This window comes from Paracidovorax konjaci (genome assembly GCF_900112675.1).
GTDB lineage: Bacteria > Pseudomonadota > Gammaproteobacteria > Burkholderiales > Burkholderiaceae_C > Paracidovorax > Paracidovorax konjaci.
Genome location: NZ_FOMQ01000006.1, coordinates 52072 through 74490 on the forward strand (window position 1 = coordinate 52072; position 22419 = coordinate 74490).

The 22419-nt window shown below is 69.6% G+C and carries 28 protein-coding genes; 10 read left to right on the forward strand and 18 right to left on the reverse strand.

The annotated features are described in order from the left end of the window. Positions 1 to 42 precede the first annotated feature (42 nt). The 5 genes from BM144_RS10575 to BM144_RS10595 all read left to right on the forward strand — a co-directional run bounded on the left by BM144_RS10575 (position 43) and on the right by BM144_RS10595 (position 3474). On the forward strand, positions 43 to 528 hold the full coding sequence (locus tag BM144_RS10575; RefSeq protein ID WP_245783625.1) for a hypothetical protein: 486 nt from the start codon (positions 43 to 45) through the stop codon (positions 526 to 528). Next, positions 525 to 1013 (forward strand): hypothetical protein, encoded by a 489-nt coding sequence (locus BM144_RS10580; protein ID WP_092951963.1) that lies wholly within the window; start codon positions 525 to 527, stop codon positions 1011 to 1013. The genes BM144_RS10575 and BM144_RS10580 overlap by 4 nt, the downstream gene beginning before the upstream one ends. Before the next feature lie 261 nt (positions 1014 to 1274). Further along, on the forward strand, positions 1275 to 2726 hold the full coding sequence (locus BM144_RS10585; protein ID WP_092951965.1) for a hypothetical protein: 1452 nt from the start codon (positions 1275 to 1277) through the stop codon (positions 2724 to 2726). Between the two features lie 20 nt (positions 2727 to 2746). Continuing rightward, positions 2747 to 3142 (forward strand): hypothetical protein, encoded by a 396-nt coding sequence (locus tag BM144_RS10590; RefSeq protein ID WP_092951967.1) that lies wholly within the window; start codon positions 2747 to 2749, stop codon positions 3140 to 3142. Further along, the gene (locus BM144_RS10595) at positions 3103 to 3474 is read left to right on the forward strand and encodes a hypothetical protein (RefSeq protein ID WP_092951969.1); all 372 of its coding nucleotides are present in this window, start codon (positions 3103 to 3105) and stop codon (positions 3472 to 3474) included. Before BM144_RS10590 ends, BM144_RS10595 begins: the two co-directional genes overlap by 40 nt. A gap of 235 nt (positions 3475 to 3709) precedes the next feature. Here BM144_RS10595 and sctN read toward each other — a convergent pair whose 3' ends face one another. From sctN to sctC, 14 genes are all read right to left on the reverse strand, one after another. Next, positions 3710 to 5029, reverse strand: a complete 1320-nt coding sequence (sctN, locus tag BM144_RS10600) for a type III secretion system ATPase SctN (protein WP_092951971.1) — start codon at positions 5027 to 5029, stop codon at positions 3710 to 3712. Further along, a complete protein-coding gene (gene sctL / locus BM144_RS10605; protein ID WP_092951973.1) occupies positions 5022 to 5927 on the reverse strand; it encodes a type III secretion system stator protein SctL in 906 nt (301 codons plus the stop codon). The genes sctN and sctL overlap by 8 nt, the downstream gene beginning before the upstream one ends. After that, positions 5921 to 6571, reverse strand: coding sequence for a type III secretion protein HrpB4 (locus tag BM144_RS10610; protein ID WP_092951975.1), 651 nt, complete (start codon positions 6569 to 6571; stop codon positions 5921 to 5923). The genes sctL and BM144_RS10610 overlap by 7 nt, the downstream gene beginning before the upstream one ends. After that, positions 6568 to 7407, reverse strand: a complete 840-nt coding sequence (gene sctJ / locus BM144_RS10615) for a type III secretion system inner membrane ring lipoprotein SctJ (protein ID WP_092951977.1) — start codon at positions 7405 to 7407, stop codon at positions 6568 to 6570. The genes BM144_RS10610 and sctJ overlap by 4 nt, the downstream gene beginning before the upstream one ends. Positions 7408 to 7417: 10 nt before the next feature. Further along, complete coding sequence (locus tag BM144_RS10620) at positions 7418 to 7807, reverse strand: type III secretion protein (RefSeq protein ID WP_092951979.1); 390 nt, start codon at positions 7805 to 7807, stop codon at positions 7418 to 7420. Between the two features lie 41 nt (positions 7808 to 7848). After that, positions 7849 to 8367 carry an HrpB1 family type III secretion system apparatus protein gene (locus BM144_RS10625; RefSeq protein ID WP_092951981.1) on the reverse strand — a complete coding sequence of 173 codons (519 nt, stop codon included), beginning with the start codon at positions 8365 to 8367 and terminating at the stop codon, positions 7849 to 7851. After that, positions 8364 to 8543, reverse strand: a complete 180-nt coding sequence (locus BM144_RS10630; protein ID WP_092951983.1) for a hypothetical protein — start codon at positions 8541 to 8543, stop codon at positions 8364 to 8366. The genes BM144_RS10625 and BM144_RS10630 overlap by 4 nt, the downstream gene beginning before the upstream one ends. A 47-nt stretch (positions 8544 to 8590) precedes the next feature. Further along, positions 8591 to 8797, reverse strand: coding sequence for a hypothetical protein (locus BM144_RS10635; protein ID WP_092951985.1), 207 nt, complete (start codon positions 8795 to 8797; stop codon positions 8591 to 8593). Positions 8798 to 8889: 92 nt separating this feature from the next. After that, the gene (locus BM144_RS10640; protein WP_092951987.1) at positions 8890 to 9096 is read right to left on the reverse strand and encodes a hypothetical protein; all 207 of its coding nucleotides are present in this window, start codon (positions 9094 to 9096) and stop codon (positions 8890 to 8892) included. Between the two features lie 92 nt (positions 9097 to 9188). Further along, positions 9189 to 9395, reverse strand: a complete 207-nt coding sequence (locus BM144_RS10645) for a hypothetical protein (protein ID WP_092951989.1) — start codon at positions 9393 to 9395, stop codon at positions 9189 to 9191. 114 nt (positions 9396 to 9509) lie between these two features. Next, positions 9510 to 9947, reverse strand: a complete 438-nt coding sequence (locus tag BM144_RS10650) for a hypothetical protein (RefSeq protein WP_092951991.1) — start codon at positions 9945 to 9947, stop codon at positions 9510 to 9512. Between the two features lie 16 nt (positions 9948 to 9963). Continuing rightward, positions 9964 to 10227, reverse strand: a complete 264-nt coding sequence (locus tag BM144_RS10655; protein ID WP_092951993.1) for a hypothetical protein — start codon at positions 10225 to 10227, stop codon at positions 9964 to 9966. Between the two features lie 21 nt (positions 10228 to 10248). Further along, positions 10249 to 11247 (reverse strand): HrpD5 family protein, encoded by a 999-nt coding sequence (hrpD5, locus tag BM144_RS10660; RefSeq protein WP_092951995.1) that lies wholly within the window; start codon positions 11245 to 11247, stop codon positions 10249 to 10251. Further along, positions 11244 to 13289 (reverse strand): type III secretion system outer membrane ring subunit SctC, encoded by a 2046-nt coding sequence (sctC, locus tag BM144_RS10665; protein ID WP_092951997.1) that lies wholly within the window; start codon positions 13287 to 13289, stop codon positions 11244 to 11246. Before sctC ends, hrpD5 begins: the two co-directional genes overlap by 4 nt. Positions 13290 to 13581: 292 nt before the next feature. On the opposite strand from sctC, the gene BM144_RS10670 reads away from it, so the two are divergent. Both BM144_RS10670 and BM144_RS10675 read left to right on the forward strand, forming a co-directional pair. Further along, positions 13582 to 15081 (forward strand): class I SAM-dependent methyltransferase, encoded by a 1500-nt coding sequence (locus BM144_RS10670; protein WP_092951999.1) that lies wholly within the window; start codon positions 13582 to 13584, stop codon positions 15079 to 15081. Further along, positions 15081 to 15854 carry a lytic transglycosylase domain-containing protein gene (locus tag BM144_RS10675; RefSeq protein ID WP_092952001.1) on the forward strand — a complete coding sequence of 258 codons (774 nt, stop codon included), beginning with the start codon at positions 15081 to 15083 and terminating at the stop codon, positions 15852 to 15854. The genes BM144_RS10670 and BM144_RS10675 overlap by 1 nt, the downstream gene beginning before the upstream one ends. Positions 15855 to 16026: 172 nt before the next feature. On the opposite strand, the gene BM144_RS10680 is transcribed toward BM144_RS10675, so the two are convergent. From BM144_RS10680 to BM144_RS10695, 4 genes are all read right to left on the reverse strand, one after another. Then, positions 16027 to 16842 (reverse strand): hypothetical protein, encoded by an 816-nt coding sequence (locus BM144_RS10680; RefSeq protein WP_139225692.1) that lies wholly within the window; start codon positions 16840 to 16842, stop codon positions 16027 to 16029. Continuing rightward, positions 16824 to 17312 carry an N-acetyltransferase gene (locus BM144_RS10685; RefSeq protein WP_092952005.1) on the reverse strand — a complete coding sequence of 163 codons (489 nt, stop codon included), beginning with the start codon at positions 17310 to 17312 and terminating at the stop codon, positions 16824 to 16826. Before BM144_RS10685 ends, BM144_RS10680 begins: the two co-directional genes overlap by 19 nt. Before the next feature lie 31 nt (positions 17313 to 17343). Beyond that, positions 17344 to 17730, reverse strand: coding sequence for an HrpB1 family type III secretion system apparatus protein (locus BM144_RS10690; protein ID WP_092952007.1), 387 nt, complete (start codon positions 17728 to 17730; stop codon positions 17344 to 17346). Between the two features lie 85 nt (positions 17731 to 17815). Then, positions 17816 to 19564, reverse strand: a complete 1749-nt coding sequence (locus BM144_RS10695) for a hypothetical protein (protein WP_092952009.1) — start codon at positions 19562 to 19564, stop codon at positions 17816 to 17818. Positions 19565 to 20052: 488 nt separating this feature from the next. Between BM144_RS10695 and BM144_RS10700 the strand changes: the two genes are divergently transcribed. The 3 genes from BM144_RS10700 to trpD are packed head-to-tail and all read left to right on the forward strand — an operon-like array spanning position 20053 to position 22413. Continuing rightward, positions 20053 to 20622 carry an anthranilate synthase component II gene (locus tag BM144_RS10700; RefSeq protein ID WP_092952011.1) on the forward strand — a complete coding sequence of 190 codons (570 nt, stop codon included), beginning with the start codon at positions 20053 to 20055 and terminating at the stop codon, positions 20620 to 20622. Between the two features lie 42 nt (positions 20623 to 20664). Beyond that, entirely contained in the window at positions 20665 to 21336 is a 672-nt protein-coding gene (locus BM144_RS10705; protein WP_092952013.1) for a LysE family translocator, read from the forward strand. A 27-nt stretch (positions 21337 to 21363) separates the two neighbouring features. Further along, positions 21364 to 22413 carry an anthranilate phosphoribosyltransferase gene (gene trpD, locus BM144_RS10710; RefSeq protein WP_092952015.1) on the forward strand — a complete coding sequence of 350 codons (1050 nt, stop codon included), beginning with the start codon at positions 21364 to 21366 and terminating at the stop codon, positions 22411 to 22413. The last annotated feature ends 6 nt before the right edge of the window (positions 22414 to 22419 follow it).

Genomic DNA, 22419 nt, shown 5'->3' on the forward strand with positions numbered 1-22419 from the left:
TTGCACATGGTGGGCCTTCGAAAAACGTGCTGGAGGAGCATGATGACTACCACTCCCGAAATCGCGGAGGCGGCTTCGACCCCGCGACTCCATCTTTCACCCACGCGCCGAGCGTGCCTGGAAGCCGCCGTGCGCCTGATGGGTGCCGACGATGCGTCCGTGCGCGCGTTCAGCGAGCAGGGCATGGTCATGGCCGACGGCATCCTGCTGGGTGTCTCGTCGCTGTCGGAACGCGACGACGGACGCTTGCTCGCCACCGCCCTGGTGCGTCGCCCGGCGAGCGTGTCCGAAGCCCGCTGGGCCGAGGCGCTGCTGCTGGCGAACGGTCAGGCGATCCTGCTAGCCAACTGGGCCTTCAGCCTGGAAGAAGGTGGCGATGCCGTCCTGCTGCTGCCGCTCGATGCCGATCTGCACGATCCGCGCATGCTCTCGGCCAACTTCGACGGTATGTTGTCTCTCTGCGCAGCGGTGGCAGCCGGTGCCGAAGCCGTGGCGCAGGCGGCCCACCCACAGGAGGCTGCAGCATGAATGCACGCATCGATTTCCCGCAGCCCCCCTCTCCCGTGCAGGAGTTCGAGGCATCCGCCGCCGTGCAGGCCCTGGTGCGCGATGCCGCACTGAAGCTCGGCGCCACACCCGAGCAGAGCCGCGAGGCGGCACGCACCGGCCTCTTCGAGCTGGAGAGCCACCGCGTGGGCGTGGTTCCCAATGCAGATGAGGACACGCTCTTGCTGTCCATCGAACTGGGCGATGCCTACTTTGCCGATCCGGCGCGCGCACGCGCAGGTCTGATCGCCAACATGCATCTTTTCGTGAAGGCCGGCGTCGTGTTCGCGCGGGGCCTGCGGGGCTCGGTGCTGGTCGGCCGCTGGCCTGCCACCGATGCGGACCACCTCGCCAACGGCGTGCGCCAGATGGGTGCGCTGGCGCAGGGTTTCGGCGTGCCGAGCACGTCAGCTGCCGCCAGCCCTCTTGCCACCCCGGTGGCCGTTGCCCAGGCAAGTCAGGAGTGAACCATGATCAATTCCACCAACAACAGCTCCCGTCCCGCGCCGAGGACTTCCGTGCAGAGCGACGATCACGCTGCCGGCACCAGCACCCAGACATCACAGGTTTCCGCAGGCCGAAGCCGTCGGCACGACCAGACTTCAGCGGGAGGCCCGCCCCAACGCCATCCCAGCGCGTCGACAGACACCATGTCGACGTCTTCTCGGCGCAGGACGCCTTTGCCTATTACCGATAGGTCCCCTACGCATGACGCAGCGCCCCTCCGCGTGGGATCGAGTCTGCGTTCGGAGGACATCCGGTTCCAGTCGGCGCATTTCGATTTTTCCGACGAGAGGGAGATTCCCGAGTTTGACAATATCGATCTGGGTCCGCGCGACGAAACTCCTTATGTGCCGGTGCCCGAGCAGCAAAGCTGGCGCGCCATGGCGAGAGACTCGCTGGCGAAAGTGGGAGCGGACGCTCGCACGGCGGCCAGCGCCGTGGGCGGCGTCCTGACCAACACCGCCGCAGCCGCGGGCTACGGCGCGCTCCACGTCATGTCGCGTGCCAAGGATGGCGCAAGCGCCGCCCTGCACCATACCGGGCGATCGGCGAGCGGCCTGCTGCCCGTGGCAAAGCACCTGCTCACGCCCAATCCGAGGATCGTGGGCGCCATTGCCGGCCACCTGACCCATCAGAGCGTGGCGGTGGGTGTCACCACCGCGGTTCGGGAGGTCGGCGCCGAGGCTTTGCAGGCGGGACTGAGGCACCTACCTGCCGGGGCACTGCTGGGCATCGAGGTCGGCATGGGCGTGACCAACATGGGGCTGCAGGTGCTCCGCCAGGCGCGCGAGCGCCGCAATCCGGACGAAGCCGCACGGGGCTTCCATGCACTGAGCGTGGATGAGTGGGCCCGGAAGACGCCCGAAGAAAAAGCCGAACTGAAAAAAGAGCAGACGGTGCATTCCGACCTGGTGCTTGCCATGCAGCTGGCTTCTCTGGCGGTCAATGTGGGTTTCGCGATACATGGCTACGCGAAGGACGACAACTCCTTCGCGGCGGCCACGATCGCCAGTGAAGCCAAGGTGCTCGTCTATTCGATGATGCGCGACGGGATCCAGTCCAAGTTCGGGATGGTCAAGCTCACACCCGAAGGCCGGAGCAACGGCGTGAGCGGCAGCCACATCGTCAGCGCGGGCCTGTTCTACGGCGGTGCCAATATGGCCGCGGGGTATGCCTGGGGCGGCTTGCCGGGGCTCACGCTGCCCAAGGGCGTGACCTCGGCCAACGTGAGGGATGTCCTGCGTGGCGTGCCTGTCGAAGGCCTCTCTCTGGGAGACGCGGCGGCGTCCACCGCCAAGATGATCGCTGTGAAGGCGGCCATCAACACCGTGCTGGAGACGGCCGACTGGTTCTCCGTCACCGAGCACGAGGCCCAGCAGTCGCACACGCTCCAGAAACTGGCCCCGCACATCAAGGACAACGACTTCGGCCGGCTGAAAGACCATGTGGCTGCGCGCGTGGCCTTCATCGACAGCGCGAACTCGGTGGGCGACCTGGTGGGATTCGTGACCAAGGACTTTCCGCCTGCCGCCAGTGCGCTGCTCACCAACGGCGCCGTGGGGGCCTGGGCCGCAGTCAACTACAAGAGCATCGGCAGCACCTGGCAAGCCGATGGCGCGGTACGTGCTGCGGAAGACCGCCCAAGGGCCGAGCCCCGCGGCCCTGAAAACGCCTGAGGACCGAGGAGATCTCTGCCATGTCCATGCTGTCAGACATCTCCATGGCCCGCGCCGGCAGCGATCGCCGCGTGCGGGGTGCCCGGCCGCTGGTGGGCGCGCCGCGGCGGGCGCCGCGCCTGCCGCTTCCGCTCGCGGCGGCCTTGCGGCGCGCCAGTCCCATGGTGCGCTTCGGGCCCACGGCCCGGCCCGCGCCGGCCGGAAACGCCGATGTCTGCGATGGCCTCGCGCCATCGCCGGCCCGGCAACTGATGGACCGGTTCCAGTTCTCCGAGCTGGATGCCATGCAGCGCAGCCAGATGCGGCAAGTGGTGGAGTTTCTCGGCGGCCGGGGCAAGGCCCTGCGCACCGCACCGCTTCGGCCAACTGGAAGGCTTTGCGCGCCGCCTTCAGCGAAGCGGAGCTGCGCGAGGTGATCGTGGAGCGCACGGCTGCCGTGGTGGGCATCCTCCTGCGGCCCGAGCCGGTCGGTGAGCGGCGGGTGTCCATTCTCGGCCTGCCGCGCGACGAGGCGCTGGTCGCGTTGCGCAGGGGTGGCATGACCGAAGCCGACATCGACGAGCTGCGCGGCGACATCCTCGCGCAACTGCGCCGTGGCGGATCGACCTCGGGCGAGTGGCTGCGCGCCAAGTACCAGGCCTTCGTGGCCGACGACTTCACACGTTCCGGGGTCTATGTGTCCTATGTGAGGCTCTTCAGTCCGGCGCATGAGGCCTGCGGCGGCATGGCCGCCCGACGCGAAGCCTGACAGCGGTCCTCGCACCGAGAAGCCTCCGCCGGCCCCCCGGTTGGAGGCTTTCTTCTTTGTGCGAAGGGATGCCGTGGCGGTGTCGCTGCGGCCGATACGGGAAGCGCCGCCCCATTGAAAACGGGGATGCCCGTGGATCAGCCTGGGAGGACATGCCCGGGCTCGTGCAGAGACAGCGGCGGAGAGAAGACGCACCTGCGGGCGGCCGCAGCCGCCGCGGTACCGGATGCGAGGTTCAGCCAGAGATGCCGGCCAGCGTGTCGACGGACCGGTCGAACTCCCACAGGTCCGCGGTGGATTGGTTGAGAAAAGCCCGGATCTCCTCGTACTTCTCCATGGCCTCGTCGGCCAGCGGATCGTTGCCAGGCTTGTATTCGCCCATCTGCACGAGGGGTTCGATCTCTTCGTACTTGGCCATCAGCTGGCGGAGCCGGCCACCGGCCTGCTGGTGGTCCTTGGGGACGATCTGCGACATGACACGCGACAGGCTGCCGAGCACATCGATGGCGGGGTACTGGTTGCGCGCCGCGATCTTGCGCGACAGGATCATGTGGCCGTCCAGGATCCCTCGCACTTCTTCGGAAATGGGGTCGTTGCCGCTCTCGTCCTCGTACAGCACGGTGTAGAGCGCGGTGATGGAGCCGCGCGCTCCCATGCCGGCGCGTTCGAGCAGCCGGGGGATCTCGGCGAACACCGAAGGCGGAAAGCCGCGGCGTGCCGGGGGTTCTCCGGCCGCCAGCCCGATCTCGCGCTGCGCCCGTGCAAAGCGGGTGAGCGAATCCATCATCAAAAGCACTTTCAGGCCCTGGTCGCGGTAGTACTCGGCCACGGCAGTGGCTACGTGGGCGGCCTTGGCGCGCTCGCTGGACGACCGGTCCGATGTGGCACACACGACCACCGACCGGGCCATGCCCTCCTCACCGAGGATGAACTCCACGAACTCCCGCACTTCTCGGCCGCGTTCGCCGATGAGCGCGATCACGCTGATGTCGCACTGCGTGCCGCGCGCCAGCATGCCCATCAAGGTACTCTTGCCGACGCCGGCCGGCGCGAAGATGCCCATGCGTTGCCCTTCGCCGAGGGTGAGCAGTCCATCGATGGCCTTCACACCGGTGGGCAGGGGGTGTTCGATCATCTCGCGCTCCATGGGCGTGGGCGGGAGGGCGAAAACGGGCCGTGTCTCCGTGCAGTTCAGGGGGCCCTTGCCGTCGATGGGCTGACCCAGGCTGTCGATCACGCGGCCCAGCAGGCGCGGCCCGACAGGCACGGAAAGCACCTCACCCAACCCCACGACAGCCGATCCGCCGCGCACCCCCAGGATGGAGCCGAACGGAGAAAGGATGCTCTGGCCGTTGGCGAAGCCCACGACTTCCGCGGCCTGCAGCAGGTCGCCATGCTCGTCGAGCACATGGCAGAGTTCGCCCAGCTTGGCATCCAGGCCGGTCACGCGCATCAGCGTACCGATCACCTCCACCACCTTGCCGCTGCGGCGAACGAGTGGTGCGGAGGCGACTTCGCGCTCCATCCACTTCGCGATCCGGGAGAGTTCAGTCATCGTCGTGTTCCGTGGAAGTTGCCGCGTCTTCGCCACCGAGGCGCCTGGCATAGGCCACGGTCACCTCTGCGTCCGTGCCGTCGCCCTGGCCATCGTGGTTCTCCGGCGCGGCATCTGCCGCGGACCCATGTTCCTCGCCATACAGGCCGTCGTCCTCGCCATCGTCCTCGTCCGACGGCGGGGCGTCGAGCGCGTGGCGGACCGCACGTTCGAGCGCGCCGCGCAGGCCCGCCAGCTGTACCGCCAGGCTGGTGTCGAGGCGGCCGATGTCGGCATCGAACACGCTGCTGCCGGGGGCCAGGCCGGGGTCGGCCTCCACCTGCACGCGGGGTGCTTCGGTGTCGCCGTCGAGCACCGTGAGGGCGGAGCGGGCCGCTGCCAGATCTGCCGGATGGACGCGCAGCCTGGCTGTGCCGGCATCGCGGAGCGTGTCGCGCATGGTCGAGAGCGCGCGGCGCAGCAGCGCCTCGCGCGGTTCGGCATGGACCATCCGCTCCACCGCGGTGGCCACCACCAGCGCAAGCCGGCGTTCCATGCCTGCCATGGCTTCCCCGTGCGAGGCCTGGAGTTCGGCGAACCGCGCGTGCCACGCACTCGCTGCCTCTTGCGAAGCCTCCGCATGGGCGCGTTCGGCCAGTGCAACCGCCTCTTCGCGCGCCTGTTCCAGCAGATCGTGCGCTGCGTTGGTGGCCCGTGCCTGGATTGCCTCCGCCTCGGTGCGCGCGGCTTCGAGCAGATCGGCGGCTTCGAGCTGGGCCCGTGCGAAGAGCCCCTCGCACTCCGTGCGCGCGCTTTCCAGCACGGCCACGGCTTCGGTGGCGGTGTCGAATTCATGGGCGCGCAGAATGCCTGCAGCCGCCTGCAGGCTGGCGCCCCGGGGTGATGACCAGATCAGCATGCGATCCCCCTGGAGAACAGCGTTTCGAGTGTCTTCAGGCGCTCATGGGCGGCCGCCGTTGCCCGAGGCACCTGCCGCGATGCAGGGGCGCTGGCGCGCGAGGCGGGCAGCGCGAGCCTCACCATGCGGCGCAGTCCGCGGTGCGGCCAGGCGCCTGCGCGGACCAGTTCCCGGTAGCCCACCCATGACCATGCGATCGGAGGCCAGCTGGCCACCTCGGCGGGCACCGCGGGGCCGCCGTCGCGGGCCCGCAGGGGGGCATAGGCAGGGCCCAGCGTCTGCTGCAGAGCCGTGCGGGCGCTGCGCTGTACGCAACACCGCAATACGCCCGGGCGGCCCAGCAGTGCCAGCGCGCAGAGCTGGGCCAGGAGCGCGTTGCGGTCCAGCAAGGCCAGCCGCGCACCGCCGCCTTCCAGGTGTTCCAGCGCAGGCAGGGGACCGCAGTGCTGTGCGTACCAGGCGTGCGAGAAGGCCCCGCGTACCTGGAGCGGCAGGTCTGCGGCATCCGTCGTCGTGCCCGCGCCCGTGCCCGCGCCCGCCAGGCCGGCAGGCACGCGCCAGCTGGGGTCGATGTGGGCCGGCAGGGCGTCGATGCGGGCCTGGAGTTCGCGGGCCAGCTGCGCGAGTGTGTGCGCGCGGCTCATCCGGCCAGCCCTTCCGGCACGGCCGCCGTGGCGGGCAATGCCGCGGTGGGCGGGGTTGCGCCTGCGGTGGCGTCCTTGCGCCGCAGCGCGGCCGGCAGCCAATCCGGGCGCTTCCATGCAATCCAGCCCCCTGCGCCGCCCAGGGCCAGCAGCAAGGCCGCAGCCAGCGCGGCCCACAGGCCTGCGCGCGAAGCCTCTGGTGGAGGTGCCGGAGCGATGGGCATCCCGGGAACCAGCGTGACCGTCACGTTCTCGTAGGCCAGACCTTCCACGCTGCGGGCCACCATGTTCTTGATGCCGGCGGTCAGGCCGGCCAGGTTGGCGCTTTCCCGGTACTTGATGAAGACCGATGCGCTCGCAGGCTTCACGGTCGACGCGAGCGGGTCGTTGTTGGGCAGCACGATGTGCACGCGCGCGGTGACCACGCCGTCGATCTGCGAGAGCGTGGCCTCCAACTGCTGCGCTACGCCGTAGATGAAGCGCACGCGCTCTTCCGTCGGCGTGGAGATCAGGCCTTCCTTCTTGAACATTTCACCCAGCGTGACGTGGCGCTCGCGCGGCAGGCCGTAGGAGCGCAGCACGGCCAGCGACCTCACGACGTTGTCCTTGTCGACCTGCACGTTCCAGGTCTTGCCGGCGTCGGACGTCGCCTTGCCGGCGTCGATGCCGCTCTCGAGCAGGGCCGCCACCATGTCGTTGGCGTCGCTCTCGGTCTGCTTCGTGTAGAGGTCGGACTTGCAGCCCGTGAGGGCCAGCAGCACGAGCAAAGCTGCCAGCCAGCGGTGCAGAGGCAGCGTGGCGCGCAAGGATGGGAGGGGGATCAGGGCGGAAGTCATGGCATGCCCGTCATTGGTTGCGCATGAGCGTCTGGATGCCGCTCTTGCTGCTCTGCGCGAGGTAGACCATCGCATGGAACTGGAACTGCATGCCGGACACCCGGTACATCAGTTCGACCTGGCGGGACGTGAGGTCGATGTCGTTCAGCGACCCGTCCTTCTGCGCATGGGCGAGCGCATGCATGTCCTGCAGGGTCTTGCGCATCGACTCGTCCTGGTGGAGCAGGGCATTGCCGACGGTGGAGTCCGGAGACATTTCGGACAGCGGTGCCTGCTGCGTGCCTTGCGAGCCTTCCATCATGCGAGCGAACTTCTCCGCCAGTGCGCTCATGGGGGAGGCCGAAGACGCGCCGGTTTCGATGGCCGGGGTCGGAAAGACGGGCAGTTGGAGGGCGTTCATGGCGATGTCCTGTGGGCTGGGGGAGAAGCTGCGCGCCGGGCTCAGGCGCGCAACTGGAATACGAAGGGGTTGGTCAGGGGGTCGACCGGCTGGAACTTGCGCCGCTGCAGCTCGGGCTGCGGGGCCGGGACCTCGGCCACGGCCGCTGGCGGTGCGGTTTCTTCGGCGGCGAGGGCGGTGCTGCCGGGGCGCCGTGCGTTCAGCCGCTGGATGAGGTAGAGCGCGGTCGGGTCCTTGCACCCCGCCAGGACTTCATCGGCGCTGGCTTCCCACGCGGGGTCTTTCAGGAAGAACTGGCACTGGGCCATCAGGGCCTTGGCCATGCCCCAGTGCGTGGGGCTGTTTTCCACGTTGCGCATGAGGCGGAGGCATTCGTGGACTTCGCCTCGCTGAATGCAGATCCATCCTTCCACGAGATCCAGTTCGACCATGCGCGGGCGCAGGATGCGTGCTCCTTGGAGGATGTCGGCCGCATCGTCGGTGTGCAGATGCTCGATGGCTTTCGTTGCCAACTGGATGAGGCCTGCCACCACTTCTCGCCGTGAGAGCTGGGGGGTCATGGATGGGTCTCCCTGGTGGATGGTTGGAATAGGGGAGGGGCGACGGTGTCGGCCCTGGTGAGCGATGCCGGCTCGCTGGGCGCGGGTTGCGCGGCCGCTGCGGTGCCGGCATCCACCTGAATGACATAGGCGGCACACGAGAGCGTGGCCATGGCCAGGAAAACGGCGTACGGCATGCTTGTTCCTGGGGATGGGACGTCTCTCGTGCGGTGCCTGACGGCCATCAGGAGGGTGCGAGGCCGGACAGGCCCTTGCCCATGGCCGCGATGGTCTTGGCGTTCATTTCCGCCATTTCCTTCTGGAAGTTGAGCAGGGCCTGCTTGGCCATGTTCTTGGTGCTGGCCTCGGTCAGCTCCTCCTGGTTCTTCATGTTCTGCTCTTGCAGCTGGATGGAACGCTTGGTTGCTTGGTCTGCGCCGGAAACGGACATTTGGAGCTCCTTGGGAATGTAATGAGTGGTTTTGGGGAACGGGTTTCACGCCAGCCCATGCACGGCCGCAGCCGCACATGGCGCGATGCGCATCAGGAGGGTGCGAGGCCGGACAGGCCCTTGCCCATGGCCGCGATGGTCTTGGCGTTCATTTCCGCCATTTCCTTCTGGAAGTTGAGCAGGGCCTGCTTGGCCATGTTCTTGGTGCTGGCCTCGGTCAGCTCCTCCTGGTTCTTCATGTTCTGCTCTTGCAGCTGGATGGAACGCTTGGTTGCTGCATCTGCGCCGGATGTGGACATTGGAGACTCCTTGGGAAGTTAAGAAATGGATTGCGGGAACGGGTTTCACGCCGGCCCATGCACGGCCGCAGCCGCGCAGGGCGCGATGCGCATCAGGACGGCGAGAGGCCGGACAGGCCCTTGCCCATGGCGCCCAAGGTCTTGGCGTTCATTTCCGCCATTTCCTTCTGGAAATTGAGCAGGGCCTGCTTGGCCATGTTCTTGGTGCTGGCATCGGTCAGCTCCTCCTGGTTCTTCATGTTCTGCTCTTGCAGCTGGATGGAACGCTTGGTTGCTGCATCTGCATCTTTAACGGACATGTGGGACTCCTTTGATAGAAAGTTGCGGTCACCCGCGGTCTGAGAAGGCCGCACCATGCGGTCTTCAGTGTTTGGCGCGCCGGCCGGAGCCGTTGCGCCGCTACCTGGTACCCGTCAGTGCAGGACGGGCCTGGGCGCCTTGCCCAGGAAATGCAGGATGCCCTGCGCCGCATGCCGGACCGGCTGGTCCATGCTGGTCGCGAGGACGTTGTCGATCCAGTGGCGCCACCCCGGGTCGCCCTCGAACAGCAGGGTGAGGGCCAGGGCGACCTTGCTCACGCCGTCTTCGGGGTGGTTCTCCACGTGGTGCAGCAGTTGGTCGCGCTCCTGTCCCCGCTGCCCGGCCATGGCCAGGACGATGTTGCGGTAGAGCAGGTAGCTGCTGGAATCCTCCAGCGTGGCCTCGACGGCCTGGCTGATGGTGTCTGCATCGCTGCCGACGCGGTACACGGTGCCCAGCAGCGCGACGCTCATCAGGTTGCGGTAGATCACCGGGTAGGGCACGGAGGGCGCCAGGGCGGCGTTGGCTTTGGAAGGCGCGGAGTGGATCATGGTGGTCTCCTCGCGCTCAGACGGCCAGCGTCGTGCCGTGCAGCGTTTCCCAGATCTTCTTGATCACGCGCTGCGAGGCATTGAAGGCATCGACCAGTTGGCCGATGAGCTGGCGCTCGGCGTCGACCTGGGCCTGGATCTTCATCGTGCCGCTTTCACGCGACACTTCGGAGAAGTAGCGGATCATGGCGCGCGCTCGGTCCCCGCTGAGGTCTTCGCTCAGGGCCTGTTCGAGATTTTCCAGATCGCTGAAGATGGTGGATTCGATGGATGCGGTCATGGTCTGAAACGTCTTGGAGGGTTAGCGGATGGAGGTCGTCCGGTCGGCCGAGGCGAGCCGCGGTCCGGAAACGAGGGAGAGGTGCTTCACGCCGTCGCGCGTCTGCATGTACTGCAGGCCGTCGACGTCCATCAGCGCGCTCATTGCGGGATGGGCGGCGGGGGGGCGTTCCGTGGCGGCGACATCGATGCCGCGCACCAGCGGTGCCAGGTCGGTGGCCACGCGGGCGGCGTTCTGGCGCAAGGCGGTCAGGTTCGCCACCTCCCCGGTGAGCGTGAAGAGGCCATTGCCGTGGTGCGCGATGCGCAGGCCCGGCTGGCCCAGGGCATCGGCGATGCTCTGCGCGACTTCGGTGGCCGATGCGAACGACTGCACGATGCGGTCGCCCTGGAAGGACGACAGCCGCTGGCGCAGCGCGTCGGCGTCGGCGGGCTGGCGCAGCAGGCCGCGCACCAGAACGCCATCGCCCTGTTGCACCACCTCGTAGCCCGCCACGGAGGTCTCCGCCAGCGCGCGGTCCACGCGCATCTTGAGGGGTTCCGGCGGGAGCACCGAGGTCAGCGCCTTGCGCTCTGCCTCGTTCTGCCCCAGCGGTGCCACGGCGGCGCTGAGCGCGGCGGTCATCAGTGCCGTGCCCACCACCGCGGACGTGACACGCGGCCACACTGCCTTGGCCTTGACGGTCACCGTTTGCACGGCGGCGACCGCGGGTTGGGCCAGCCGGCCGATCAGGTCGGCGTCGGCGGGCCAGGGGGCTCCGGCGGGGCCGGCGCACAGCACCACGTCACCGAAGCGCCGGGGGGCGAAATCTTCCAGCGTGCCCGCCGCTGCGGCGGGGCCCTGGGAAGCCATAGCGATGTGGACCATGCCGTCGTCTCCAGCGTCGATCACCACCGGGGCGGCGGTCCAGTCGAGCAACTGGATATCTGCCGCGTCGTCCGCGCTGATGTGGTAGCGCGTTGGAGTCAAATCTATTTGCGCGCCGGCATGGCGGCCCGTCAGGATACGAAGTTGCTTCATGGCTTGCGAACCTCTTGAGAGATCGAAGAAACGGTGCTCGGAGCGTTCTGTGCGAGCACACGGGGCGTGATGAGGAACAGGCGCTCGGTGCGGCGGGAGAGACGCTCGGTATTGCGGAAAGCGGCGCCCACGACAGGCAGCTTGGAGAGGCCCGGAACGGCGTTGTCCTGCGTGTTCTCCGTCTCGACGGTGATGCCGCCGATCAGCAGGCTCTCGCCCTCGCGCACATGGGCCTCGGTGCGTATCTCGGTTTTCTTGACGACGGGGATCTGGTCCACCACGTTCGTCTCGAACGCACCGTCTTCGATGTAGAGCGTCAGCTTGATGTTGTTGGTGCCGTCGATGGCGGTGACCTGCGGTGTCATCTGCAGCAGGGTCCCGGCCTCGATCTGGAACAGGTTGGCTTCGAGGTTGCCCGCGACCCGCACGGTGGCCACGCGCTTTTCACGCATGACCGCCGCCCGGTTGGCGACGCCCAGCACTGACGGCTTGGACAGGATCCGTGCCTTGCCCTGCGCCTGCAGGGCGTTGACGTTGGCCAGCAGATGGCGGCCTGCGTCGAGCACGATGGTGCCGAGCGCCGCGGGGGTGGAGGGGCCCGGCAAGTTGGTGCTCAGCGTGCTGGTGCCGGCGCGCATCGACCAGTTCACGCCCAGGGCGTCCACGCTGTCGGAATTCACCTCGATGATGGTGGCCTCCAGTTCGACGAGCTGCGGCCGCTGGTCGAGCCGGCGGATGAGGGCCTCGTATTCGTCCATGCGGTCGGCGCGGCCGTAGACCACCACCGAGTTCGTGCCCTCGTCGGCCTCGAACCGGGGCGGCGCGTCTTCGGGCTTCTGCGAGGCCCCGGCTCCGGGGCTGGACACCGCTTCCGGCGGGCGCTGCCCTTCGGCCGGGTTGGCGCGGGGCAGCGGGGGCAGGAACTGGTTGGCCGAGGGAACCGGCACGTACGCGCTCATCTTCTTGCGCGTCTGCTGCTGGATCTTCTCGATCGTGTCGGCGGTGGTGGCCCGGGAGGCGGCCAGGCCGTCCCCGTCGTCCTTGCCGTAGAGCTTGCGCAGCGTCGCCGCCACGCCGGGCACCGTGGAGTCGCCCATCGCGCGGTCGCTGGCCGATGCGAACTGCAGGGGATAGACGCGCACCGTGCGCTCGGCGCTTTCGGTCACCCCGGCATCCAGGGCTTCCAGGGCGGAGCTCACCAGTTCGACGTGGCGCGGGGGCCCGGAGACATAGATGGTGCTGCTCGCGGCGTCGAAGCGGATGGGGTAGCGCTTGTCGCCCACGTCCAGCGACTGCAGCATGCCCATGAGCTGCTCGCGGCTGAACCCCTTGATGCGGAACATGCGGCTCTGGATCGCGCGGCCCGGATAGAAGTACAGCGCCGATCCATCGTGGTACCAGAGCATGTTGTAGGCGCGCGCCACGCTGTCCAGGAACTCGCGCGGCTTGGCGTCGAAGTTGGCGTTGACGATGCCGTCCACGCCATCGGCCACCACGGCCGGAATGCCCTGGCTGGCGGCGAAGTCCTGCAGGACATCCGCGAGCCGCTTGCTCTCCGCGCGGTACACGAAGCGGCCGCGGCCCCAGTTCGCTTCCGCCGCGCGGGACACCGGCGTCAGCGTTTCGAGTGTCCTCGGGACGATGGAGGGCGGCACCGCGATGGGCGAAGCCACCGGTGGGATCCAGGCCGCCGGCGGATTGCTGCCCGCCGCCGCGGGCATGGCGCCTGCGGATGAGAACGAGGAGGCGGCCATCGCGTGGTAGGACATGCGCTTGGTGCCCGGCTTGCGCGAGGTTTCCGCCGGCGCCGCCTGTGCCGCGGCCGAAGGCGTGTCCACCGCCGGGACGATGACCGCCACGCTCGCGTCTGCGGAAGGCAGCGTGGAGAGGCTGGCGCTCAGCTTGAGCGGCATCCCCTGTGCGGCGGTGCCGCTGAGGGGCAGGGAGGCGAGGCCCAGGGAGATCGCTGCGGCGGCCAGCACGTTGCCCGGCAAGCCGGCGATCGCGTGCCGTGGTCGAGGGGCTGGGTGGGTGGGCTTCACTGGCGCGCTCCGGTTGTGTCGTCGTTGGGGGGAGCTTAGGAGCCGGGGTCGTTCGCCGCGCACCGGGATGCGAAGCCGTACGAGCGCTTGCGAAGGTGCCTTGTTCGGCCTGCAGGGCCGTGCGTCGCTTCGCCTTTCGGGCCATCGCTTCGACCGCCCGTGGCGCCATCGCCGGGGTGCCGGTTGGAATCGGGTGCGTGTGCATCCCCGTCCGCCGCACCTGCGCGCCGGGGTGCGTTTGTCCCCTTTCGGCCGCGGTGAGCGGCCGGAGCCCCGTCCCGAAAGGAAAACGATGTCACTCCCCCGCACCGCGCCGAATGAGCTGGTCTATACCCATGGCTACTACGCGGCCCTGTCGCCCGGCGTGATCGCAACCGCGCTCGAATCGCGCGGGTTGCGCGCCCCGGACCTGCAGGCGCCGCTGTGCTACTTCGAGCTGGGCATGGGCTTCGGGGTTTCGCTGCTCGCCAATGCGGCCAGCTTTCCGCACATGCGCTTCTTCGGAAACGACTTCAACCCGGCCCACGTGGCCTATGCGCGCGACCTGGCCCGCGATGCCGGGCTCGGCAACGTGGACGTTTTCGAAGACGGCTTCGAGGAACTGCTCGACCGCGACCTGCCCGCCATGGACATCATCGTGATGCACGGGGTGTATTCATGGGTTTCGCCCGCGCTGCGCCAGGCGATCGTGCGGTTCGTCGAGCGCCGCCTGAAGCCCGGCGGCGTGGTGTACGTGAGCTACAACGCGCTGCCCGGCTGGGCGCCGCTGCTGCCCCTGCGCGAGTTGTTCCATCTGCATGCCGCGCATGTGGCCGCACCCGATGCCGATGCGGCCGGGCAGTTGCAGGGCGCGCTGGATTTCATCCACGCCCTCTCCGCCTGCGGCCAGGGCTACCTGCAATCCCACCCGGCCGTGCAGGAGCGGCTGCGGCACGCGCAGGCCGAAGGCCCCCACTACGCCCTGCACGAATACGTGGGGCCGGATTCGCACCCGCTCTACTTCCACCAGGTGGCGAGCGAATTCGCCCCCCTGGGCCTCGCCTTCGCCGCCCCGGCGGTGCTGGCCGAGCAGGTGGATTCGGCCTGCCTGTCCGAGGGGTTGCGCGATCTCCTGGCATCGACCCCCGACCCCGTACTGCGGGAAACCCTGCGCGACTACGGCCTGGACCGCTCCTTCCGGCGGGATCTGTTCGTGCGCGGCGCCGCGGCGCTCTCCCCGGCCGATCGGGCGGCCCGCCTCCTGGAGCGCGAATGGGTCCTCGCCGTGCAGCGCGAGGCCGTGCCGCAGTGCGCCGCCCGCGATCTGGTGGCCCAGCGCCTGGGCGAAGGCGCATTGAACGATGTGCTGGATGCGCTCGCGGCCGCCCCGGCCCGCGTACGCGATCTGCTGTCCCGCCCCGCCCTGGGCGGCCTGGACAGCGCCGCGTTGCACGAAGCGCTGATGCTGCTCGCGAGCAGCGACGTGGTAATGCCCGCGCTGCCGGCAGCGCTGCGCGCCGCCGCGCGCGCGCCGGTCCAGGCGTTCAATGCCGCGGTGCTGGCGCGTGGCGGCAGCGATGGCACGCGGCATCTGGTTTCCGGTGCGTCCGGGCTGGCCGTGGAGTGGTCCGCTCCCGCGCTGTGGCAGATCCGCGCCGCGCAGCGGCATGCCGGCGACCCGCAGGCCATCGCCCGGGAGATGGTGGACGCCATGGGCGGTCCGGAGGTTCAGGATTTCGATGCCATGGCCGCCAGCGCGCAACGCTACCTCGACCGGCGCGCGCCCCTGCTGCGCCGGCTGGAGGTGCTGTGATGGTCCGGCCTCCGCACCGCATGCGCCGGGCCTCGCGGGCCGCTGCGCTGTACCTCGGGCTGTCCGCCGGCACGGCCCTGGCGGCCGGCGCGTTCGACTGCCAGTTGCCCGGCGGGGCCGCCGTGCTGGTGGTGGGCGCCGATCTGGCGCAGCGTTTCCCGTCGATCGGCAGCGCCTGCCGCGTGGCGCTCTGGTCGCCCCCGCAAGACCCGGCCCCCGTCGGCAGCGTGGCCAGCGCCGCGGGTTCCGAAGTGCGCGTGATCCGCGCACCTGCGCCGCGCGAGATCCAGGCCCCCCTGGGCGGCGCCGTGGCACAGGGCATGCGCTGGCAGGAGGGGGGCTCGGGGCGCGGGCCCGGCATCAGCATGAAAGCCGAGGCGCTCTCGCCCATCATCGAGTCGGCCGCGCGGCGCCACGCCATCGATCCGCACCTGGTGCGCGCGGTGATCCAGGTGGAATCGGCGTATTCGCCCCGCGCCCGGTCGCCCAAGGGCGCGATCGGCCTCATGCAGCTCATGCCCACCACGGCGGCCCGTTTCGGCGCCGCCACCGAGGACGAGATCTTCAGCCCGGCCGTGAACGTGGACGTGGGCGTGCGCTATCTCCGGTTCCTGGCCGACCGCTTCGGCGGGCGCACCGACCTGGTCCTGGCGGCCTACAACGCGGGCGAGGGCGCGGTCATCCGCCATGGCTACCGCGTGCCCCCGTACCGCGAGACCCGCGACTACGTACGCAAGGTGCTCGACCTCTATCCCCCCGTCGCGGCACGCTGATCCCTGCGCCTGCGGGCGCCGGAACGCTGCCCTGCCGCGCAGGCGTTGTGGTCCGCTCGGGCGCCTTCGGCGCCATTTTTCCTTTCAACCCGACCGGCAAAAAAGATGGCGGGCACCTGGCCCGCCACCGTCAATTGCCTGCGGTCCGGGGACCGAGGCCGGGGGAATCGCATCACTGCAGGCAGGCGTGGGCCGCCTCTCCGTACACCTCCACGCCGCAGACGAGCGAGGGCACCGAATCCGGAACGGGGATCGGCAGGTCGGTGAGCAGCCACTGCACCAGGGACCCGTGGCCGAGCTGCGATGCCAGCGCCGAGGCCGGGTTCGACAGGGCCGCGGCGCTGTCGCCCAGTCCGCGCTGCGCGAGCGCGCGGGCCGTCTCCAGCATCAGCGACCGGTTCGCGCCCTGGGCGGATTCGAGGGTTTCACCGGGCACCGCGAGCCGGCGGCGCGCCGCGCCGGGCACTTCCGCCAGGCGCACCAGCGCCGCGATCAGGGCCGCGGACGGCGAGGCGTTCTCGAAGCTCTGCTGCGCATCCACCACGAGCCAGTCGTGCGCGACATCGATGCTCACGAGCTGGGGCTCGCGCGATGGCGCGGGTTCGTACTGGCCGATCAGTCGTTGGAAGTCCGCGGTGCTGGCGTAGACGTGCGTGAGCCGGTTGTCCACCAGCATGCGCAGCGTGTGGTTCATTGCCGTACAGCCGGGGCCCGCCAGCGTCTCCAGGCGCAGCAGCAGGCCCTGCAGCGCGAGGTGCAGCCGCGTGAGCGAGGCCGCACCGCCCGTGAACCGCAGGTGCGAGGACACCCACAGGCCGGAGGTCTGCGGAAACCCGTCGTCGAGCAGGACCGGCGGGTCCACGAGCGAGAGCAGCTGCAGCTGCACGCCCGGCAGCCCGGCGCGCGAGACGAGCCGGCTCGCGCCGGACCGCCACGCCACCGGAGCGGCAGGGGACGGGGAGGGAGGGGTCAGTGTGGAAGCGTGCATGGCGGCACCTTTTCGGGGGAGGAAACGGGGATGTGCGCGCGGCGGCGGAAGGGGTAGGCGGTCTTGCGCGAGCCTCCCTGGGGCGCCAGGCGGTAGAGGATGTCGTCGTCGCGTTCGCCCGTGCGCGGCCAGCCGTGCCGGTCGAGAAAGCGCAGGCAGCGGGCGTTGTCGCGCTCCACGGCGACGGTGATCTCGGGCTGCAGGGTGAAGAGCCACTGCAGCGCGGGTTTGAGCAGGATGGCCCAGCGGCCGTGGTAGTCCGGCAGGACGGCGATGTGCGCCTCCTCGCCGTCGAACAGGATGCCGCCGATGGCCCGCCCATCGGCCTCGAAGCCGATCGAAGGGCAGTCGGCATAGAAGCCCGCGAACCGCTCGCGCGTCACGGCATCGGCATAGCCCCGGGCGCCATAGCGCAGGGCGTCGGCGTCGTAGAACACGCCCAGGTCCACGCGGTCGGTCAGCCTCAGCATGTGGAATTCCTCCGGAACATGGCGGTGCCGCTCAGGCCACCGCCAGGTGGTCTTCTTCCTCGGGCTCGATCTGCAGCAGCTGGCGCATCGCCTTGCGCACGTGCGCGTCGTCGCTCTCCAGGCATTGCTGCGCGTGGTAGTGCCAGGTCGGGTCGCCCAGGATGTTGAGGCACAGGGCCTTCAGTTCCGGGGCCGTGTCCTCGCCGAGGGAGTTGAGGTATTGCAGGGCTTCGGTGATGAAGCCGCGCTGGATGGCGATCAGCACGGGGAAGATCAGGTATTCCTCCGTCTCCGGGCTGAGCGTGTTCAGCTCTTCGAGCAGCGCCTCGGCCTCGTCGAGGCGATCGTCGCGGATGGCGTCCACCAGGCGCACGGCCAGGGCTGCGACGGGATCATCGGGCAGTTGGGATTCGTCCATATCAATCGAGCCTTTTCAGGTTGGGGTGGTTGGGGGCGGAGCCGCCGGCAGCGATGCCGCCGGCCCCGCCGTTGGGCCCGCGCGGTCAGGCGCGGATCTGGTACTGGCTGAAGCGCGCTTCGATCTGTACCTGCGCTGCCACGGCGGCCCCGCCGCCCGGGGGCAGCGGGAACTTGTCTTGCAGGCCCTGTTCGACGGCCTGCAGCGCCGTCTGCCGGATGGCGCCCTGCACCGCATCGAACACGGTGCCCGAGGCCTCGCGGATGGGCTGGGTGGCCGCTTCGCGGGTGATGGCCGCGAGTTCCGAGCGCAGGGACGCAGGCTGCAGTGGGTTGCCGCCGCCCAGGCGGCCCTGCACGCCCTGCACCAGGCGGTCGGTGATGGCGCTGGTGGCCTGCGTGGTGGCCTGGCCGACGGCCAGCTCGATCGAGAGGGCCATCTGCTGCTTGAGCGCACCGGCCAGCTGGCGGGCGGGGTTGTTGCCCACGCCCGGGAGCGGGCTGCCGTCGTCGCCAGGCGCGTTCGAGAGCGCAGCCAGGCCCTTGAGCGATTGCGGCGACAGCTGCTCCAGGCTGGAGTGGATGGCGTCGAGGATGGTGCGTGCGACCACCTGCTGCACGAACTGGTCCACCGCCTGGTGGATGGCGCTCTGTGCCGAGAGCGACGCCGCGTCCTTCGTGGCCTGCAGGATCTCCTGGCGCTGCTCGGCGCCCGAGAGCCGGGTGCCGTCGGCATTGCGGCGGCGGCCCGCGAAGGCCTGCGCGATGGCCGCGTCCGCGGCGCTGGCGACCGTGTCCGTGGCGGCATCGGCGAACTGCGAGGCCGGGCCGGTGCCCGTGCCGCCCAGTGCGCCCACCTTGTCGTAGATGACGCTCGACACCGTGCTCTGCACGGTGAATTGCACGCTCTGCATCGCCGCGTCGCCAGCGGCCTCCTGGATCGCGCGGCGCTGCTCGTTCGCCGAGGCGCGGCTGCCGTCGGCATGGCGGCGGCGGCCCGCCAGGGCTTCCTGAACGGCTGCGTCGGTGGCGCTCTGGGCCGCGTCGCCGACGGCGCCGCCCAGCAGGCTGGAGCCGCTGCCGGAGGTGACCGTCGATTCCAGCTTGAACGTGAGCGAGGAGATCTGCTCCTGCGCGAAGTTCGATGCCGCGTCGCGCGCGGTGTACCCCATGGCGTCCTGCGCCCCCTGGCGGAAGCCGACCGAGCCCGTGTCGTGGCCCGCGTAGCGTCCTGCGCGCGTGCTGCCCAGGCCGCCCGTCACCGCCGCGCCCACCATGTCGGTGGCGAAGCCGCCCAGGCGGGACGTGCCGTTCGGATCGAGCACCTTGGCCGCCACCTTCGTGGCTTCCTGCGCGGCGAGGTCGATGGTGGCGTCCACGGCCATGCGCGCCATGTTCTTGGCCACGCCGCCGGGGCCGAAGTTGGACGCGGTCTCCATCGCGCCCATGGCCAGCTGCGTCAGGCCCTTGAGGGCTTTCGAGAGGTTGCCTTTTGCGATGCCCTTGGCCGTGTTCACCACGCCGTCCTTGATGTTGCTGAGGCCGCCTTCCACGCTGTCGACGACCGAATCGGCGACCTTCTGGGCGGCGTTCTGTACTTTCCGGAGCGCCTTGTCGAGCGCCCCGTCCAGTAAGGTGTTCGCCGCCATCGCCGCCGGCATGAGGTTCATCGCCCCCCGGGCGATGTCCATGCCGGCACTGGCCAGGCCCTTGAGGCCCGCGGCGGCGGCCTTGAGGTTCAGCGTCGCGAGTCCTTTGGCAATCTGGCCGACGCTGTTGACGGCTTTTTCGATCCCCTTTCCTATCGCCTGGAAGGCTTTCTTGATGGCACCCATGGGTGTACTCCTTGTGGTTGAGGTGGAAGAAGCACCGGACGCACCCAGGCACTTTCACCATTGAGCGGGATCGTGGGACGGGGGACCGACGCAGGTTCCCACTGTGGCGGGCGGGGTGGGCGCGGCGGGCCCGCGGTGCGATGGGGTGTGTGGCGATGCGAAGCAAGCCGGCCGGGGGCCGCGGCGCGGCCGGCGGCGGGTGGAACCCGGGGGCTGCGATCCGCTCCCGGCGCCGGGTCATAATGCCGCGCATGCTGTGTCCGCGCGTGTTCCCTCCCCACCCCTGGCAGGCGGCCTTCCCGGTCGGGCGTTGGCGCAAGCCTGCGCACTGACTCCCCCCTCGCGCCCGCCACGGGCGCATCCCCTCGATGACCCCGTCCGTCCGGAGAGCCCCCGCGCCGCGCTGCGCACCCGGGGGCGCCGGCACCGTCCATTCAGGGGCCGACGGACCCCCGCGGGTCCCGCCCCGCCCCCAGAGGAAGAGCCCCATGCTGCTGATGATCGACAACTACGACAGCTTCACCTACAACATCGTCCAGTACTTCGGAGAGCTGGGCGCCGACGTGCAGGTGCACCGCAACGACGAGATCACCCTGGAGGAGATCGAGGCCCGCCAGCCCCGGCACCTCGTGATCTCGCCCGGGCCCTGTTCCCCCGCCGAGGCCGGCGTGTCCGTCGCGGCCATCCGGCACTTCGCCGGCAGGCTGCCCATCCTGGGCGTGTGCCTGGGCCACCAGGCCATCGGCGCGGCCTTCGGCGGCCGCATCGTGCGGGCCCGCGAGCTGATGCACGGCAAGACCAGCACCATCACCACCACGCGCCAGGGCGTGTTCGCCGGCCTGCCCGAGCAGTTCACGGTCAACCGCTACCACTCGCTGTCCATCGAGCGCGAGAGCTGCCCCGACGTGCTGGAGGTGACGGCCTGGACCGACGACGGCGAGATCATGGGCGTGCGCCACAGGGAGCTGCCCATCGAAGGCGTGCAGTTCCACCCGGAGAGCATCCTCACCGAGCATGGCCACGCCATGCTGAAGAACTTCCTCGGGCGCGAGGCATGACGCACGACGCGGACCCAGCCCTTCCTCTCCGGTAGCCACGCCATGCCCGATTTCCAGCACCTCCTCCTGTTCATCGCCGCCGGCTGGCTGCTGAACCTCACGCCCGGCCCCGATGTGTTCTATATCGTCACGCACGCGCTGCGCTCGGGCGCACGCGCCGGCATCGTGGCGGGGCTGGGCATCACGGCCGGGTGCTTCGTCCACGTCGCGGCCGCCGCGCTCGGCGTGGGCGCGCTGCTGGCCACCTCGGCCACCGCGTTCACCGTGCTGAAGTGGGTGGGCGCGGCCTACCTGCTGTGGATGGGCGTGCGCATGCTGCGGGCGCGCCCGGGCGGGGGGCTGGCGGCCGTGGCCAGTGCCGCCGGCACCGGTGCGCAGGCCGGCGGCACGCCGGCCACGCCGCTGCGCCAGGTCTTCCTGGGCGGGTTCTGGACCAATGTGCTCAACCCCAAGGTGGCCATCTTCTTCCTGGCCTTCGTGCCGCAGTTCATCGCGCCGGGCACCGACCACAAGGCGCTCGCCTTCGTGCTGCTGGGCACGCTGTTCAACCTCAACGCCATCCCCGTCAACATCGGCTGGGCCCTGGCCGCGGCCTGGATGGCGCGGCGCGTGGGCCTGGTGCAGCGCCGCATGCACTGGCTCGACCGCGCCGCCGGCGCGATGTTCGTCGGCTTCGGCATCAAGCTCGCGCTGTCCGAGCGGCCCGGCCCCTGACTCCCGATTCCCGAAAGGTTTTCCCGCATGTCCATCACTCCCCAGGAAGCGCTGCAGCGCACCATCGAGCACCGCGAGATCTTCCACGACGAGATGCTGCACCTCATGCGCATGATCATGCGCGGCGAGCTGTCGCCCGTGATGACCGCGGCCATCGCCACCGGCCTGCGCGTGAAGAAGGAAACCATCGGCGAGATCACGGCCGCCGCGCAGGTGATGCGCGAGTTCTCCCGCAAGGTGGCCGTGGCCGACACCACGCACCTCGTGGACATCGTGGGCACGGGCGGCGACGGCGCCAACACCTTCAACATCTCCACCTGCGCGATGTTCGTGGCGGCGGCGGCCGGCGCCAAGACGGCCAAGCACGGCGGCCGCGGCGTGTCGAGCAAGAGCGGCAGCGCCGACGTGATGGAGTCGCTCGGCGTGCACATCGACCTGCCGCCCGAGGCCATCGCGCGCTGCATCCAGGAGGTGGGCATCGGCTTCATGTTCGCGCCCAACCACCACCCGGCCATGAAGAACGTGGCGCCGGTGCGCAAGGAACTGGGCGTGCGCACGCTCTTCAACATCCTGGGCCCGCTCACCAACCCGGCCGGCGCGCCGAACATCCTCATGGGCGTGTTCCACCCCGACCTCGTGGGCATCCAGGTGCGCGCGCTGCAGCGCCTGGGCGCAGAGCACGCGATCGTGGTCTATGGCCGCGACGGCATGGACGAAGTGAGCCTGGGCGCGGCCACCATGGTGGGCGAGCTGAAGAACGGCGAGATCACCGAATACGAAATCCACCCCGAGGACTTCGGCCTGGCCATGGCGAGCAACCGCACGCTCAAGGTGGAGACGCCGGAACAGTCGCGCGAGATGCTGCTGTCCGTGCTGCGCGGCGAGCCCGGCCCCGCGCGTGAGATCGTGTGCCTGAACGCCGGCGTGGCGCTCTACGCGGCGGACGTGGCGGGCTCCATGGCCGACGGCATCGCCCGCGCGCGCGCCGCGCTCGATGCCGGCGCGGCGCTCGCCAAGCTGGAGCAGCTCGCGGCGCGCACGCACGCGCTGGCGGCCTCCGCCTCCGTGGCCGCCTGAGCGGGT

What these genes read in the sequence shown, in the direction of transcription:
- BM144_RS10575 (WP_245783625.1), top strand. Translation starts at nt 43, where the DNA reads ATGACTACCACTCCCGAAATCGCGGAGGCGGCTTCGACCCCGCGACTC.
- BM144_RS10580 (WP_092951963.1), top strand. Translation starts at nt 525, where the DNA reads ATGAATGCACGCATCGATTTCCCGCAGCCCCCCTCTCCCGTGCAGGAG.
- BM144_RS10590 (WP_092951967.1), top strand. Translation starts at nt 2,747, where the DNA reads ATGTCCATGCTGTCAGACATCTCCATGGCCCGCGCCGGCAGCGATCGC.
- sctN (WP_092951971.1), bottom strand. Translation starts at nt 5,029, where the DNA reads ATGACTGAACTCTCCCGGATCGCGAAGTGGATGGAGCGCGAAGTCGCC.
- sctL (WP_092951973.1), bottom strand. Translation starts at nt 5,927, where the DNA reads ATGCTGATCTGGTCATCACCCCGGGGCGCCAGCCTGCAGGCGGCTGCA.
- BM144_RS10610 (WP_092951975.1), bottom strand. Translation starts at nt 6,571, where the DNA reads ATGAGCCGCGCGCACACACTCGCGCAGCTGGCCCGCGAACTCCAGGCC.
- sctJ (WP_092951977.1), bottom strand. Translation starts at nt 7,407, where the DNA reads ATGACTTCCGCCCTGATCCCCCTCCCATCCTTGCGCGCCACGCTGCCT.
- BM144_RS10620 (WP_092951979.1), bottom strand. Translation starts at nt 7,807, where the DNA reads ATGAACGCCCTCCAACTGCCCGTCTTTCCGACCCCGGCCATCGAAACC.
- BM144_RS10625 (WP_092951981.1), bottom strand. Translation starts at nt 8,367, where the DNA reads ATGACCCCCCAGCTCTCACGGCGAGAAGTGGTGGCAGGCCTCATCCAG.
- BM144_RS10630 (WP_092951983.1), bottom strand. Translation starts at nt 8,543, where the DNA reads ATGCCGTACGCCGTTTTCCTGGCCATGGCCACGCTCTCGTGTGCCGCC.
- BM144_RS10635 (WP_092951985.1), bottom strand. Translation starts at nt 8,797, where the DNA reads ATGTCCGTTTCCGGCGCAGACCAAGCAACCAAGCGTTCCATCCAGCTG.
- BM144_RS10640 (WP_092951987.1), bottom strand. Translation starts at nt 9,096, where the DNA reads ATGTCCACATCCGGCGCAGATGCAGCAACCAAGCGTTCCATCCAGCTG.
- BM144_RS10645 (WP_092951989.1), bottom strand. Translation starts at nt 9,395, where the DNA reads ATGTCCGTTAAAGATGCAGATGCAGCAACCAAGCGTTCCATCCAGCTG.
- BM144_RS10650 (WP_092951991.1), bottom strand. Translation starts at nt 9,947, where the DNA reads ATGATCCACTCCGCGCCTTCCAAAGCCAACGCCGCCCTGGCGCCCTCC.
- BM144_RS10655 (WP_092951993.1), bottom strand. Translation starts at nt 10,227, where the DNA reads ATGACCGCATCCATCGAATCCACCATCTTCAGCGATCTGGAAAATCTC.
- hrpD5 (WP_092951995.1), bottom strand. Translation starts at nt 11,247, where the DNA reads ATGAAGCAACTTCGTATCCTGACGGGCCGCCATGCCGGCGCGCAAATA.
- BM144_RS10670 (WP_092951999.1), top strand. Translation starts at nt 13,582, where the DNA reads ATGTCACTCCCCCGCACCGCGCCGAATGAGCTGGTCTATACCCATGGC.
- BM144_RS10675 (WP_092952001.1), top strand. Translation starts at nt 15,081, where the DNA reads ATGGTCCGGCCTCCGCACCGCATGCGCCGGGCCTCGCGGGCCGCTGCG.
- BM144_RS10680 (WP_139225692.1), bottom strand. Translation starts at nt 16,842, where the DNA reads ATGCACGCTTCCACACTGACCCCTCCCTCCCCGTCCCCTGCCGCTCCG.
- BM144_RS10685 (WP_092952005.1), bottom strand. Translation starts at nt 17,312, where the DNA reads ATGCTGAGGCTGACCGACCGCGTGGACCTGGGCGTGTTCTACGACGCC.
- BM144_RS10690 (WP_092952007.1), bottom strand. Translation starts at nt 17,730, where the DNA reads ATGGACGAATCCCAACTGCCCGATGATCCCGTCGCAGCCCTGGCCGTG.
- BM144_RS10695 (WP_092952009.1), bottom strand. Translation starts at nt 19,564, where the DNA reads ATGGGTGCCATCAAGAAAGCCTTCCAGGCGATAGGAAAGGGGATCGAA.
- BM144_RS10700 (WP_092952011.1), top strand. Translation starts at nt 20,053, where the DNA reads ATGCTGCTGATGATCGACAACTACGACAGCTTCACCTACAACATCGTC.
- BM144_RS10705 (WP_092952013.1), top strand. Translation starts at nt 20,665, where the DNA reads ATGCCCGATTTCCAGCACCTCCTCCTGTTCATCGCCGCCGGCTGGCTG.
- trpD (WP_092952015.1), top strand. Translation starts at nt 21,364, where the DNA reads ATGTCCATCACTCCCCAGGAAGCGCTGCAGCGCACCATCGAGCACCGC.